Below are 14,376 nucleotides of genomic sequence, written 5' to 3' on the forward strand. Positions count from 1 at the left end.
CTCCCGTGTGGCGCAACGTGCAGCCTTTACCCAATGCGGCTGACACGCTCCCAATCCAGCCCGAACCGCGCCAGAAACTTGCGCAGCCGGTCCGCATCGTTGACCACGGTGCGCTGCGTGCGCGACGCGTTGAAGAGTTGCCGGCCCGCGTCCGACAGGGTGCGCGACTGCCGGCACACCTGCAGCACTGCGGCCAGTTGCAGCTGGTCGAACAGGTCCAGCGCAGCCACCGCCTCCTCGCCCAGCAGTTCCACCAAGTCGTCGCGGCCGACGGTGCCAGCGCCTGCCTGGGCCATGCCGTCGCGCGCATCCCGGGCGGCCTGCCACAGCCAGCGCAGGCGGGCGATCTCGGCCTCGACCAGGGGCAGGCCAATGCGGCCGCTGTCGGCCAGCGTGGCCAGGCGCGTGGCGCTGGCCGACAGGTCGCGGAAGTTGCCGCTCCACAGCGCGTCGGGTGACTGGGCGTAGCGCAGGTAGGCCGCGCGCGCCTCGGCCGACAGGCGCACCATGCGGCCCAGCTCGGCCCCGGTGCGCGCGAGCAGGTGGTCCAGGTTGGGCTCGATGTCCTCGGGCCGCTGGGCCAGGCCGGGCAGCTGGTAGCTCCAGAGGTTGATGCGTGCGTACAGGTCTTCGCGAAAGCGCCCGGCCGCCACTTCGGTGCGCAGGTCGCGGTTGGTGCCCGCGATCAGCTCGAAGTCGCTGCTCACCTCGCGGTCGCTGCCCATGGGGTAGAAGCGCTTTTCCTCCACGGCCTTGAGCAGCATGGCCTGCTCGTCCAGCCCCAGCTCGCCGATCTCGTCGAGGAACAGCACGCCCTTGTGCGCAGTGCGCAGCAGGCCCGCGCGGTCGGCCGCTGCGCCGGTGAAGGCGCCCTTCTTGTGGCCGAACAGCGTGGAGGCCGCGCCGTCGCCGTGCAGCGTGGCGCAGTTGACCTCGACGAAGTCGCCCTCGACCTGGTGGCGCGCCTTCTTGAGCTCGAACATGCGCCGCGCCAAGTGCGACTTGCCCGCGCCCGTGGGGCCAGTGAACAGGATGGGCGCACGCGACCGCACCGCCACGCGCTCGACCTCTTCGATCAATGCGTTGAAGCGCGCATTGCGCGTGGCGATGCCGCTCTTGAGGAAGTCGAGCGCATCGCGCTGCTCGGCGCCGAAGCGCTGCGCGATCACGTCGTAGCGCGACAGGTCCAGGTCGATCAGCGCGTAGCTGCCCGGGTCGCCCATCTGCTGGCGCTTTGGCGGTGATGTCTGCGCCAGCACACCGGGGATGCGGCGCGACTCCACCAGCAGGAACAGGCAGATCTGCGCCACGTGCGTGCCGGTGGTGATGTGCGTCCAGTACTCCTCGCGCTCGGTGTCGAAGCGGTAGCCCTGCGTCCAGTCGAACAGCGTGGCGTAGACCTCGCCGAAGTCCCACGGGTCGGCGATGTCCAGCTTGACGAGGTGGACGGTGGTCTCAGGCGACGCAGTGTGGATGTCCGTGCGCACCTGGTGGGCCAGTTCATGGTGAGGAGGGGTGTAGAGCAGCTCCATCCGCTTGACGACCACATCCTCGTGCTGGGCCAGCGACACCGTGGGGCGCCACTTCTCCCAGCGGCCTGCCCCCTTGCCTGCGTCCAGCTGAGTGCCCAGGAAGCCGATGACCACTTTTTCTTTGCGCATTGTTCTCAGCTAGTTAACTAGCTTTTATTCTATCTTTTGAAAGCATCCGTAGAGACGACGAATTTCTGAAATTCCAAAAAGTCTATACAAATCAATCACTTGAAATTTTCATTCAGTAATTGCGCTAACTGGCACGCATCTGGCAATAGATAAGTACCAGCCGCAAACGCAGACCGCTCACAGGCCAGGGTTAGGACACAAGTTCGCCCTGCCGGTGCCGAGGTTCCAGGGGCCCTCAAGGCCCTCGTCGACCCTCTGCATGCCGCACTTCGCCAGCGTCTGGTCACGGCACGGTCGTGGTGACCACTCCGAAAGGACGTGTCTGGTTCGACTCCAGGCGTGCCACCACTGGTAGCTCAGAGGTAGAGCAACCCGCAAGGGTCTGTCACAGGTTCGACTCCTGTCCATTCTTCCGGCCGCAAGGCCGGAGCTTTGAAGAAACGGTCGAAAGACCACCCGCCGGACGCGGGGCGCAGGCAAAGGCTGCTGCACGGCAGCCCCGCAGGCACTCCGTCAGCCGGCGGCGGTTTGCACCAGACCCCGGTGCAGCCCGCGCCCGCAGCCAGCCACGCTGCCGCCCTGCTTGCAGGGCAGCAACCACGGCGCACTGCAAGGCCCGCGGCTGCACTGCCTGGAGCCCCGCCGCCGCTGTAACGGCGCCCTTTTGGGATTGGGGTCGTGTTGCCTGCGCTGTGCGGCAGCCTACATGACAACGACGACGAAGAAGAAGAGAAGACGAACGAACGAGGACTCCGCGACGCGGACCGCCACAAGGAGAAAAAAAATGCTGAACAACAAGATCCAACGCATCACCGTCAAGAAGAACGAACGCGCCCTGCTGCTGCGCAACGGCGATTTCGATCGCGTGCTGCAGAGCGGTACGCACTGGCTGTTTGCCGGCCTGGACACGCTGCGCGTGGAAACCTTCGCCCTGGAGCAACCCGCGTTCACGCACGGCCTGGCCGACTACCTGATGGCCCAGGAGCCCGCCGTGGTCGCCGCCCACTTCGTGCAGGTGAACCTGTCGGAGCGCGAAGTGGGCCTGCGCAGCGAGAACGGCGTGCTGGTCGAAATCCTGCCGCCCGGCACGCGCCGCCTGTACTGGAAGGGCCTGGTGGACGTGGCCGTGCAGGTGGTGAACCTGCACAACGGTGCCGAGCTGCCCGCCGACCTGGTCGCCCGCCTGACGCAGACCCCACTGCGCCAGCGCGCAGTGACCGGACTGAACGGCGTGCTGCAGGTGCAGGTGCCCGAGGGCCAGTGCGCGCTGCTGACGCTGGACGGCAAGGTCGAGCGCCTGCTGACCGCCGGTGCCTACGCGTTCTGGAAGTATGGCCGCACCATCGCCGTGGAACTGGTGGATTTGCGCCTGCAGGCCGTGGAGGTCTCGGGCCAGGACATCATGACCCGCGACAAGGTGGGCCTGCGCCTGAACCTGTCGGCCACCTACCGCATCACGGATGTGCTGCAAGCCTTTGCCCAGCTGCAAAAGCCTGCCGACTACCTGTACCGCGAGCTGCAGTTTGCGCTGCGCGCCGCCGTGGGCACCCGCACGCTCGACGAGCTGCTGGAGAACAAGACGGTGATCGACGAGGTGGTGACCGCGCACCTGGCCACCAAGCTGCAGCCCTACGGCATGCAACTGGAGAGCGTGGGCGTGAAGGACATCGTGCTGCCCGGCGAGATGAAAGCCATCCTGACCCAAGTGGTGCAGGCGGAAAAGCAGGCCCAGGCCAACGTGATCCGCCGCCGCGAGGAAACCGCTGCCACGCGGTCGCTGCTCAACACCGCCAAGGTGATGGAGGACAACCCCGTCGCCCTGCGCATGAAGGAGCTGGAGACGCTGGAGCGGGTGGCCGAGCGGATCGACAAGATCTCGGTGTTTGGCGGCCTGGACCAGGTGCTGAATGGCCTCGTGAAGATGCGTTGATTCTCATGAAGAAAGAGAAATCGAGATGAAAGCAAAGAAACTGACCGCACGTGAAAGGCGCGCGAACCGTAAGGAGACGCCCGTGAGTTGCGAGTCGATCAACCTGGATCCAGCGGTCTACAGCGCGGCATTGCGCTACCTTTTCGACCGCCCCGTGCCCGACAAGAGCGGGCAGGAGTGGTACTGGCTGATCGACGAGCCGGAGTTCGACGCCACGCCGCTGCAATGGACACACATCCAGACCGTGCTGTTCGCCAATGCGGGCACCGACCTGGCGCCCTACAGCGACGAGCACGTGGGTATGGGCCTGAACCATGTGATGAGCAACAACGCGGGCGACATCCCGCACATGGCGAACGACCCCTCGGTGCCCTTGGTCGACGCGATGCGCATGATGCGGGCCCTGCCCACCTTGTGGCGCGACTGCCTCGGCCCGCGCCTGGACACCGGGCCGAGCCCCATCGGGAGCCGAAGCGACCGCCTCTACTTCGTGAGCTACATGTGGTTTGACGTGTGGCCCACGTTCTGGAACGCCAAGGACATCCCTGAATGGCGCGACGCGATGTGGCAGGTGTTCTGCGAGATGCTGGCGATGCCGTTCAGGGCCGCACAGGAGTCCGCATTGCACGGGATCGGCCACGAGGGCGTGCGCCTGAAGCGGCCCAAGGAACTGCAGGCGCACATGGACGCCTTCATCCGCCAGGTGAAGAACGACGACGAACTGAAGAACTACGCCCAGGCCGCAGCGCGCGGAATGGTGCAATGAACAACAAAATGCGAAAGAACAATATGACCAACAACAACGACGAACAATACGAAGTGCCGAACGGCGTGCCCGTGAAGATGTGGACGAACGGTGTGCCCGTGGAAGAAGAAGCCCGGAACCAGCTGCGCAACATCGCGCGCCTGCCCATCGTGTTCAAGCACGTGGCGGTGATGCCCGACGTGCACCTGGGAATCGGTGCCACCATCGGCTCGGTGGTGCCCACGCTCAAGGCCATCATCCCTGCCGCGGTGGGGGTGGACCTGGGGTGCGGAATGATGGCGTGCAAGACCACGCTGATCGCGAGCGACCTACCCGATAACCTGTCCGGCGTACGTGCCGCCATCGAACGCGCCGTGCCGGTGGGAATGACGCCCAAGCACTTCGGCCGCGATAAAGGAAGCTGGGACACCCCGCCTGCCGAGACCGACCGCGCATGGTCGGCGCTGGTGGACGAGTTCAAGGAAATCTGCGAGGCGCACCCGCGCATCGAGAAGACCAACAACTACAAGCACCTGGGAACGCTGGGAACGGGCAACCACTTCATCGAGATCTGCCTGGACGAACACCAGTCCGTGTGGGTGATGCTGCACTCGGGCTCGCGCGGGGTGGGGAACGCCATCGGCACCCACTTCATCGAGCTGGCCAAGAAGGACGCCGAGATGAACCAGCGCAACCTGCCCGATAAAGACCTGGCGTACTTCGAGGAAGGCGCGCGGTACTTCGGCGACTACGTGAAGGCCGTGGGGTGGGCCCAGAAGTTCGCCGCCGCCAACCGCGAAGTGATGATGGGCCGCGTGATCGCCGCGCTGCGACAGGTGATCACCAAGCCGTTCGAGACGCACGTGGAAGCCGTGAACTGCCACCACAACTACGTGCAGCGCGAAACGCACTTCGGGCAGGACGTGTTCGTGACCCGCAAGGGCGCAGTGAGTGCCGAGCGAGGCAAGCTGGGGATCATCCCGGGGAGCATGGGGGCCAAGAGCTTCATCGTGCGCGGAAAAGGCCACCCCGAGAGCTTCAACAGCTGCAGCCACGGCGCGGGCCGCACCATGAGCCGCACCAAGGCCAGGAAGATGTACACCGTGGCCGACCAGATCGCCGCGACCCAGGGCGTGGAATGCCGCAAGGATGCCGACGTGATCGACGAGATCCCGATGGCCTACAAGGATATCGACGCGGTGATGGCGGCGCAGCAGGACCTGGTGGAGGTGGTGTACACGCTCAAGCAGGTGGTGTGCGTGAAGGGGTAGCCCCCCCCGGGGCCGCACAGTGGCGAAGGGTTGCGGCGAATACTATACTTTTGATAGCTGCTCGCGCTTATCCAATGAGCGCCACGGCCATTTTTATGCAAACAACAGAACCACAAGAAAATGCCGCGCCCAGCCCACCCGGTGGAGCCACACACCCGCGCCGTGGGTGCGGCGCAGGCATCGCCATGACGGAGTTGACATTGTCCCCCCTCACCCTCGACGGCTCCACCGGCGAAGGCGGCGGCCAGATCCTGCGCACCGGCCTGGCCCTTTCCATGGCCACCGGCCGGCCGCTGCACATCACGCGCATCCGCGCCGGGCGGCCCAAGCCGGGACTGATGCGACAGCACCTGGCCTGCGTGCAGGCGGCCACAGCCGTGTGCGGCGGGCAGGCCGAGGGGGCGGAGCTGGGCTCCCAGACGCTGCGGTTCACGCCCGGCACGGTGCGTTCTGGCGACTACCGCTTTCAGATCGCCACGGCGGGCAGCTGCCTGCTGGTGCTGCAAACGGTCTTGCCCGCGCTGATGCTGGCCGACGGCGAGAGCCGTGTGCAGCTGTCGGGCGGCACGCACAACCCGATGGCGCCGCCGTTTGACTTTCTGGAACGGGCGTTTGCGCCGCTGGTACGGCGGCTGGGGGTGGGGCTGGATCTGCAGCTGCAGCGGCGGGGCTTCTACCCCGCCGGGGGCGGCGAGGTGCTGGCGCACATCACGCCCCCAGCCCAGACCCTGGCCCCGGTGGACGTGCTGGAGCGCGGCACGCTGAAGACTGGGTGGGCCGATGCGCTGGCGCCCGGCTTGGCCCGCAACATTCCCTACCGGGAGCTGGAGACCCTGGGCCAGCGGATGGGCTGGACCTTTGAAGCAGGCCAGTTGCGCCAGCCGCCCACGCGCCAGAACGAGGGGCCGGGCAATGCGCTGATCGCCACGCTGGAGTACGAGCAGGTCACCGAGGTGTTCTGCCAGCTGGGCGCGCGCAGCCTGTCGGCCGAGCAGGTCGCCAAGCGGCTGGTGGACGAGGTGCGCGCCTACCAGCGCAGCACGGGCGCCCTGGGCCCGCACCTGGCAGACCAGTGGATGCTGCCGCTGGCCCTGGCGGTGTGGCGCAGCGGGCAAGCCGCGCGCTACACCTGCACCGAGGTGACGCAGCACACGGCCACCAATGCGCAGACCATCGCGCTGGGCCTGCCGGTGCGGGTGCAGACCACGCCGGTGGACGGGGCCATGCGGGTCGAGATCACACCGGCGTAGCCCGCCCCCCGGGGCCCGCCGCGCGGCCAGGGGCCGGGGACAGCCCCTGCCGGCTGGCCCGCAACCCACAGGCCCCGGCATATCCATATCACCCAGACAGCAGAACAAGTGGTTCAGAATGCGCGTCACACCCCTCTTTGCACCTCACAGGAGACGCCATGAAAGTTGACAACATTCTGCAAACCATCGGCCACACGCCCCACGTGCGCATCAACCGCCTGTTTGGCCCGGCGGCCAACGTGTGGGTGAAGTCCGAGCGCAGCAACCCCGGCGGCTCCATCAAGGACCGCATCGCGCTGTCGATGGTGGAAGACGCCGAGAAGTCCGGCGCCCTGCAGCCCGGCGGCACCATCATCGAGCCCACCTCGGGCAATACCGGCATCGGCCTGGCGCTGGTGGCGGCCGTCAAGGGCTACAAGCTCATCCTGGTGATGCCCGACAGCATGAGCATCGAGCGCCGCCGCCTGATGCTGGCCTACGGCGCGCAGTTCGACCTGACCCCGCGCGAAAAGGGCATGAAGGGCGCGATCGCCCGCGCACAGGAGCTGCAGGCGCAGACGCCGGGCTCGTGGATTCCCCAGCAGTTCGAGAACCCCGCCAACATCGACGTGCATGTGCGCACCACCGCGCAGGAGATCCTGGCGGACTTCCCCGACGGCATCGACGTGCTGATCACGGGCGTGGGCACGGGCGGCCACATCACGGGCGTGGCGCGGGTGCTCAAGGCCAGGTTTGCGAACCTCAAGGTGTTCGCGGTGGAGCCCACGGCATCGCCGGTGATCTCGGGCGGCGCGCCGGCGCCCCACCCCATCCAGGGCATTGGCGCGGGGTTCATCCCCAGGAACCTCGACACCAGCCTGCTCGACGGCGTGATCCAGGTCGATGCCGAACCCGCCCGCGAATACGCACGCCGCTGCGCGCGTGAAGAAGGCATCCTGGTGGGCATTTCGTCGGGCGCCACGCTCGCCGCCATTGCGCAGAAGCTGCCCGAGCTGCCTGCGGGCGCCAAGGTGCTGGGCTTCAACTACGACACGGGCGAGCGTTATCTGTCGGTGGAGGGGTTCCTGCCTGCATAAGTTGCCCCCCGAGGCGCAACCGCTTGGTGCCACCGCCAGAGGCGGTGTCTCTTCGATGCCGTCCAAGCCTGCGCAGGCAGGCTTGGAGCCGCGGCGTCTCAGCCCCCAGGGGGACGCACCCGGTGGCCTGGCAGAGCCAGTTCCACGGGTGCGCTGGCCTGGGGCGCGCCAGTTTCCAAGGTGCTGCGGGGCGGCCGGCCCCTGGTGCCAGCCCTGAACCCAGCACGTAGCCAAGGCACGGGTTCAGGGCCGAAAGCCTTTTTCGGCCAGCGCAGCACACACCCACGGCCAGCCGTCCTACAGCGGCGGCGCACTGCGGCCCCAAAAATCGTTTCACCCTTCGGCCCGCCCCTGGCGGCGCCCCGCGCCGGAGGGCCCCACAACGATTGTTTGCCCATGGACACCCTCCCCTCACAACCCATCGCGTTCAAGGTGCTCACCGTGAACGTGCACAAGGGCTTCACCACCTTCAACCGGCGCTTCATGCTGCACGAGCTGCGCGAGGCGGTGCGCAGCGTGGCGGCGGACCTGGTCTTTCTGCAGGAGGTGCAGGGCACGCACCACCGCCATGCCAGCCGGCTCGCCAACTTTCCGCAGGTGCCGCACTACGAGTTCCTGGCCGACACCATCTGGTCGCAGTACGCCTATGGGCGCAATGCCGTGTATGACAACGGCGACCACGGCAACGCCCTGCTGTCCAAGTTCCCCATCACGCACTATGAGAACCATGACATCTCGATCAGCGGGCCCGAGCGGCGCGGCATGCTGCACTGTGTGCTGCAGCCGCCCGGCCACCACCTGCCCGTGCATGCCGTGTGCGTGCACCTGGGGCTGCAGGAGGCCCACCGCCAGCGCCAGCTGCAGCGGGTGTGCGAGCTGCTCAAGACCTTCCCGCCCGGCGAGCCCGTGGTGCTGGCCGGCGACTTCAATGACTGGCGCCACCGCGCGCACGCCATCCTGCAGCGGGGGGCGGGCCTGCAGGAGGTGTTCGTGCAGGCCTTCGGCCGGGCGGTGCGCACCTTCCCCGCGTCCATGCCGCTGCTCGCGCTGGACCGCATCTACGTGCGCAACGCGGCCGTGCATGCGCCCCTGTCGCTGCCGCGCAAGCCCTGGGACAAGCTTTCGGACCACGCACCCCTGGCGGCGGAGATCCTGCTATGAGCCTATCTTCCCGCTCGTTTCGCGCACCACGCTCATCCCGCTGGGTGCCGGGCAACCACTTCGATCTGCTGGAAAACGGCGAGGAGTTTTTCCCCCGGGTGTTCGGCGCGATTGAAAAGGCACGGCGCGAAGTGCTGCTGGAGACCTTCATCCTGTTCGAGGACAAGATCGGCCAGGAATTGCACGCCGCCCTGCTCGCGGCCGCCCGGCGCGGCGTGGAAGTGCATGTGCTGGTGGACGGGTTCGGCTCGCCCGACCTGTCCGACGGCTTCGTGGGCAGCCTGGTCGAGGCGGGCGTGCGCTTTCGCATCTTCGACCCGGGCCGCCGCTTCATGGGCCAGCGCCTGAACATGCTGCGCCGCATGCACCGCAAGATGGTGGTGGTGGACGGCGAGCTGGGGTTCATCGGCGGCATCAACTACTCGGCCGACCACGTGGCGGATTTCGGCCCCGAGGCCAAGCAGGACTACGCCGTGCAGGTGCGCGGCCCCATCGTGGCGCAGATGCACCATTTCCTTCGCGAGGCCGTGCAGGAGGGCGCGCAGCGCCGGCGCCCGGGCGGCGCTGCCGCCACGGGGCGGCCCCACGCGGGCACCGCCCATGCCATTTTCGTGACCCGCGACAACCACGACCACCGCAGCGACATCGAACGCCACTACCGCGTGGCCCTGCGGTCGGCACGCCACCGCGTGGTGATCGCCAATGCGTATTTCTTCCCGGGCTACCGCTTCATCCGCGAGATGCGGCGCGCCGCCAAACGCGGGGTCGACGTGCGGCTCATCCTGCAGGGCCAGCCCGACATGGCCATCGTGCGCACGGCGGCCAGCATGCTCTACGACCACCTGCTGCGCGCGGGCGTGCAGGTGTATGAATACTGCGAGCGGCCCCTGCACGGCAAGGTGGCGCTGGTGGACGACGAATGGTCCACCGTCGGCTCCAGCAACCTCGACCCGCTGAGCCTGTCGCTCAACCTCGAGGCCAACGTGATCATCCAGGACCGCGGCTTCAACGCCCAGCTCCATCGCCGCCTGGCGCGGCTGATGGAGAACAACTGCCGGCAGATCGAGGCCCCGCCGCCGGGGCGGCTGGACGGCCTGCGCCTGCTGCGCAGCTACGTGGTCTTCCACCTGATGCGGTGGTTTCCCACCTGGGCCGGCTGGCTGCCCCGCCACGAGCCCACCATCACCATGGTCGGCAAGGCGCCGTCCCCCGCGCAGCCCGCGGGCGATGCCGCCGGCAACGGCACCAACAACAGCAGCGCGGGCGTGGCCGCCTAGGCGGCCCCGGCATCCCATGGCAGCCACCACCACGACCCCGCGCCACCCGGCCCTGCCGCCCCTGGCCGCGGGCAGGCAGGCCCCCGGCGCCCCTTCCGGCTGGCGCGGCCTCACCCAGCGCCCCTGGTGGCCGTGGCTCACGCGCGGCCTCGCGGCGGCGTTCTTCGGGGGGGTGGCCTGGCTCATCTTCCTGCAGGCGCGCCTGGTGGACTGGCCCGCCGTGTTGCGCGCCCTGCAGGCGTTGCCCGCCAGCGCGCTCGCCGTGGCGGGAGCGCTGGCCCTGGCCAGCCATTTCACCTACGGCAGCTTCGACTGGGTGGGCCGCCACTGCAGCGGCCACCGGCTCACGCGCCGCGCGACGCTGGGCATCGCGATGACCAGCTATCCCTTTACGCTCAACCTGGGCTCGCTGATCGGCGGCGTGGGCGTGCGCTACCGGCTGTACGCGCGGCGCGGGGTGGACGCGGGCACCATCGGGCAGGTGGTGGGCACCAGCGTGCTGACCAACTGGGTGGGCTACCTGCTGCTCGCGGCGGTCCTCCCCTGGCTGTGGCAGCCCCCGCTGCTGGCCGGCTGGGCCGCCACGCCGTGGCAATGGCGGCTGGGCGGCGCGGTGCTGGGCTGCCTGCCCGTGGCGTACGTGGCGCTGTGCGCCGCGCGCGGCGGACGGGCCCTCACGCTGCGCGGCCACGCCTTTCCGCTGCCCCGGTGGCCCGTGGCCTTGTGGCAGGTGGCGGCGTCGGCCACGAACTGGATGCTCATGGGCGCGGCGCTGTGGGCCGTGCTGCAGGGCGCGGTGAGCTACCCCGCCGCGCTCGCCACCGTGCAGCTGGGAGCGGTGGCCGGGCTGGTCCTGCGGGTGCCCGCGGGCCTGGGCGTGCTGGAGGCCGTGGGCGTCGCGCTGCTGGCCCACGGCGCGCTGGGCCAGGACAAGGTGCTGGCGGCCCTGCTGGCGTACCGGGCGCTGTACTACTTCCTGCCCCTGCTGCTGGCCGCGCTGGGCTTTGGCGTGGCGGAGCTGCGCTGGCGCAGGGGCGAGGCCACCGGCGACGGAAGATCCGCATAAAAACCGGTTGCAGCGCTTATCCACCAAGCGGTAGCAGCTATCATTTTTGAAAAATCGCCTACCCCACGCCAAGGGCGCCCACGGCAGGCACGGGGCCGCGCGCCAGCGGCCCGGTAAAATCACGGCCCCACGACTTTGCACCCCGCCCGATCGACACGGGCCCGCAAGACCATGATCCGCCTCTCCGAAATCCGGCTGCCCTTCACGGCGGCCGAAGACCCCGACGCGCTGCTGCGCGCCGCCGCCGCCAGGCTGCTGGGCCTGGCCCCGGCCGACATCACCCACCTGCACGTCTTCAAGCGCAGCTTCGACGCGCGCAAGGTGGACCTGCTGGCGGTGTACATCATCGACATCACCCTCGCCCAGCCAGAGCGCGAGGCCGCGCTGCTCGCGCAGTTCGCGGGCAACCCGCACATCCAGCCCACACCCGACATGGCCTGGCAGCCCGTGGGCCAGGCCCCGGCCGAGTTGCCCCTGCGCCCCGTGGTGGTGGGCTTTGGCCCCTGCGGCATCTTCGCGGCGCTGGTGCTGGCGCAGATGGGCTTCCGGCCCATCGTGCTCGAGCGCGGCAAGCCCGTGCGCGAGCGCACCAAGGACACCTGGGGCCTGTGGCGCAAGCGCGAGCTGCATGCCGAAAGCAACGTGCAGTTCGGCGAGGGCGGCGCGGGCACCTTCAGCGACGGCAAGCTCTACAGCCAGATCAAGGACCCGCGCCACCTGGGCCGCAAGGTGATGAACGAGTTCGTGAAGGCCGGCGCGCCCGAGGAAATCCTGTACGTGGCCCACCCGCACATCGGCACCTTCAAGCTGGTGAAGGTGGTGGAGAACCTGCGCGAGCAGATCATCGCGCTGGGCGGCGAGATCCGCTTCGAGCAGCGCGTGACGGACGTGGTCGTCGAAGGCACCGGGGAGAACCGCCACCTGCGCGGCCTGAAGGTGCTGAACCAGGCCACGGGCGAGACCACCGACCTGCGCGCCGACCATGTGGTGATGGCCCTGGGCCACAGCTCGCGCGACACGTTTGCGATGCTGTACGACCGCGGCGTCGCCATGGAGGCCAAGCCGTTTTCCATCGGCTTTCGCATCGAGCACCCGCAGGGCATCATCGACCGCGCCCGCTGGGGCCGCCACGCCGGCCACCCGCTCCTGGGCGCGGCCGACTACAAGCTGGTGCACCATGCGCAGAACGGCCGGGCGGTGTACAGCTTCTGCATGTGCCCCGGCGGCACCGTGGTGGCCGCCACCAGCGAGCCGAACCGCGTGGTCACCAACGGCATGAGCCAGTACTCCCGCAACGAGCGCAACGCCAACGCGGGCATGGTGGTGGGGATCGATCCGAGCGACTACCCCACCGATGCCGCCGCATTCGACACCCATCTGGGCCACACCCACGGCATCGAAGCGCTGCCGCAGGGCCAGTTCCACCCGCTGGCGGGCATCGTGCTGCAACGCCAGCTCGAATCCAACGCCTTCGTGCTCGGCGGGCGCGACTACAGCGCGCCGGGGCAGCTGGTGGGCGACTTCATCCAGGGCACTCCATCGAAGCACCTGGGCGATGTGGAGCCTTCGTACAAGCCCGGCGTGGCCCTGGGCGACCTGCACGCCGCCCTGCCCGGCTACGCCATCGCGGCGCTGCGCGAGGCGCTGCCCGTGTTCGGCCGCAAGATCAAGGGCTTCGACATGCACGACGCGGTGCTGACCGGCGTGGAGACCCGCACCTCGTCGCCGCTCAAGATCGGGCGGGGCGAGAACCTGCAGAGCCTGAACACCCCCGGCCTGTACCCGGCGGGCGAAGGCGCCAGCTATGCGGGCGGCATCCTGTCCGCGGGGGTGGACGGGATCAAGGTGGGCGAGGCGGTTGCGCGCGCTCTGCTGGGCCGTGCCTGACGTGGTGGTGGCATGCCTGCTGCGCTGACACTGCCCACCCGCGCGCAGTTCGCTGCCGCTGCCCTGGCCATGGCCGCCGTGGTGCTGGCCTCCAACATCCTGGTGCAGTTCCCGATCAACGACTGGCTCACCTGGGGCGCCATCACCTACCCGGTCGCCTTCCTGGTGAGTGAGCTGGTCAACCGCGCCCACGGCCCGCAGCAGGCGCGCCGCGTGGCCTGGGTGGGCTTTGCCGTGGCGGTGGCCGCGTCGCTGGTGCTGGCACCTGCGCGCATTGCCATCGCGTCCGGCACGGCGTTTTTGCTGTCGCAATGGCTGGACATCGCCGTGTTCGACCGGCTGCGCCACGGCACCTGGTGGCGCGCGCCGCTGGTGGCCACGCTGATGGCTGCGGTGCTGGACACGGCAGTGTTCTGGAGCATCGCCTTTGCCGGTAGCAGCGACCCTTGGGTGACGTGGGCGCTGGGGGACCTGGGGGTGAAGCTGGTGCTGGGCGTGGCGCTGCTGCTGCCGTTTCGGCTGCTGGTGGGCCGGGGCGCCGCGCTCCACACCCGGTCGGGTTGAGCTTGTCGGAACCTGGGTGCGCTCGCAGGCTCGCTGATGGGCAGCATGCCTGGTTGAAGGGCGGAGGCCGGGAGTCGCCCGGCGTGCGAGTAACTTTCTTTCGCTTCGCCGAAAGAAAGTCACCAAAGAAAGGGCGACCCTACAGCCTGCGTCCCCACTCGCCCGCTGGGCGAGCGGGGCAACCTGCGGTGCTCGTGCGGGGGGCGCGCTGCGGAACTCGCTGCGCGCTTCGCGCTCCGCTCAGACAACCGCAGCGAGTCAGTCAACGAAGGCGTGTGTCCTTCGGCACACGCCCGCCCCCCGCACTGCGCTCCTCGGCGCATCCTGAAGGGCTGGGGGAGCCAACATCCACACGGGCCATCGCTGCGCTCGGCCCCCGAACGCGCAGGCGCTTCGCGCCGCGACCGCGCGGCCGAGCGCAGCAATGGCCCGTATGGTTGTTCGGATGTTGGGCTGTCCACCCCTGCTGGCTGCGCCTGCGACGAGGC

11 protein-coding genes are annotated in these 14,376 nt (G+C 68.6%); 10 read left to right on the forward strand and 1 reads right to left on the reverse strand.

Annotated elements, in window-relative coordinates; translation table 11 throughout:
* Positions 1-26 precede the first annotated feature (26 nt).
* Entirely contained in the window at positions 27-1,661 is a 1,635-nt protein-coding gene (rtcR, locus tag AC07OC_RS25240; protein WP_218340452.1) for an RNA repair transcriptional activator RtcR, read from the reverse strand.
* Between the two features lie 784 nt (positions 1,662-2,445).
* Here rtcR and AC07OC_RS25245 point away from each other — a divergent pair.
* The 10 genes from AC07OC_RS25245 (at position 2,446) to AC07OC_RS25290 (ending at position 13,888) form a co-directional block, all read left to right on the forward strand.
* Positions 2,446-3,591 carry a slipin family protein gene (locus tag AC07OC_RS25245; RefSeq protein WP_218340453.1) on the forward strand — a complete coding sequence of 382 codons (1,146 nt, stop codon included), beginning with the start codon at positions 2,446-2,448 and terminating at the stop codon, positions 3,589-3,591.
* Positions 3,592-3,673: 82 nt separating this feature from the next.
* Entirely contained in the window at positions 3,674-4,357 is a 684-nt protein-coding gene (locus tag AC07OC_RS25250) for a hypothetical protein (protein ID WP_370627812.1), read from the forward strand.
* A gap of 8 nt (positions 4,358-4,365) precedes the next feature.
* Positions 4,366-5,607, forward strand: a complete 1,242-nt coding sequence (locus tag AC07OC_RS25255) for an RtcB family protein (RefSeq protein ID WP_494602507.1) — start codon at positions 4,366-4,368, stop codon at positions 5,605-5,607.
* Between the two features lie 185 nt (positions 5,608-5,792).
* A complete protein-coding gene (gene rtcA / locus AC07OC_RS25260; RefSeq protein ID WP_218340455.1) occupies positions 5,793-6,857 on the forward strand; it encodes an RNA 3'-terminal phosphate cyclase in 1,065 nt (354 codons plus the stop codon).
* 158 nt (positions 6,858-7,015) lie between these two features.
* The gene (cysK, locus tag AC07OC_RS25265) at positions 7,016-7,933 is read left to right on the forward strand and encodes a cysteine synthase A (RefSeq protein WP_218340456.1); all 918 of its coding nucleotides are present in this window, start codon (positions 7,016-7,018) and stop codon (positions 7,931-7,933) included.
* Between the two features lie 396 nt (positions 7,934-8,329).
* On the forward strand, positions 8,330-9,094 hold the full coding sequence (locus AC07OC_RS25270) for an endonuclease/exonuclease/phosphatase family protein (protein WP_218293267.1): 765 nt from the start codon (positions 8,330-8,332) through the stop codon (positions 9,092-9,094).
* Positions 9,091-10,371, forward strand: coding sequence for a cardiolipin synthase ClsB (clsB, locus tag AC07OC_RS25275; RefSeq protein WP_218340457.1), 1,281 nt, complete (start codon positions 9,091-9,093; stop codon positions 10,369-10,371). Before AC07OC_RS25270 ends, clsB begins: the two co-directional genes overlap by 4 nt.
* A gap of 16 nt (positions 10,372-10,387) precedes the next feature.
* Positions 10,388-11,437 (forward strand): lysylphosphatidylglycerol synthase domain-containing protein, encoded by a 1,050-nt coding sequence (locus AC07OC_RS25280; RefSeq protein ID WP_218340458.1) that lies wholly within the window; start codon positions 10,388-10,390, stop codon positions 11,435-11,437.
* A 171-nt stretch (positions 11,438-11,608) separates the two neighbouring features.
* Positions 11,609-13,324 (forward strand): NAD(P)/FAD-dependent oxidoreductase, encoded by a 1,716-nt coding sequence (locus AC07OC_RS25285; RefSeq protein ID WP_218340459.1) that lies wholly within the window; start codon positions 11,609-11,611, stop codon positions 13,322-13,324.
* Positions 13,325-13,336: 12 nt separating this feature from the next.
* Positions 13,337-13,888: a VUT family protein gene (locus AC07OC_RS25290; protein WP_218340460.1), complete on the forward strand. Its 552-nt coding sequence runs from the start codon at positions 13,337-13,339 to the stop codon at positions 13,886-13,888.
* Positions 13,889-14,376 lie beyond the last annotated feature (488 nt).

This window comes from Acidovorax sp. GW821-FHT10E04 (assembly GCF_059415185.1).

Coding starts and splice junctions, on each gene's coding strand:
- rtcR (WP_218340452.1), bottom strand. CDS start 1,661: ATGCGCAAAGAAAAAGTGGTCATCGGCTTCCTGGGCACTCAGCTGGAC.
- AC07OC_RS25270 (WP_218293267.1), top strand. CDS start 8,330: ATGGACACCCTCCCCTCACAACCCATCGCGTTCAAGGTGCTCACCGTG.
- AC07OC_RS25245 (WP_218340453.1), top strand. CDS start 2,446: ATGCTGAACAACAAGATCCAACGCATCACCGTCAAGAAGAACGAACGC.
- AC07OC_RS25285 (WP_218340459.1), top strand. CDS start 11,609: ATGATCCGCCTCTCCGAAATCCGGCTGCCCTTCACGGCGGCCGAAGAC.
- cysK (WP_218340456.1), top strand. CDS start 7,016: ATGAAAGTTGACAACATTCTGCAAACCATCGGCCACACGCCCCACGTG.
- AC07OC_RS25255 (WP_494602507.1), top strand. CDS start 4,366: ATGCGAAAGAACAATATGACCAACAACAACGACGAACAATACGAAGTG.
- AC07OC_RS25290 (WP_218340460.1), top strand. CDS start 13,337: ATGCCTGCTGCGCTGACACTGCCCACCCGCGCGCAGTTCGCTGCCGCT.
- rtcA (WP_218340455.1), top strand. CDS start 5,793: ATGACGGAGTTGACATTGTCCCCCCTCACCCTCGACGGCTCCACCGGC.
- AC07OC_RS25280 (WP_218340458.1), top strand. CDS start 10,388: ATGGCAGCCACCACCACGACCCCGCGCCACCCGGCCCTGCCGCCCCTG.
- clsB (WP_218340457.1), top strand. CDS start 9,091: ATGAGCCTATCTTCCCGCTCGTTTCGCGCACCACGCTCATCCCGCTGG.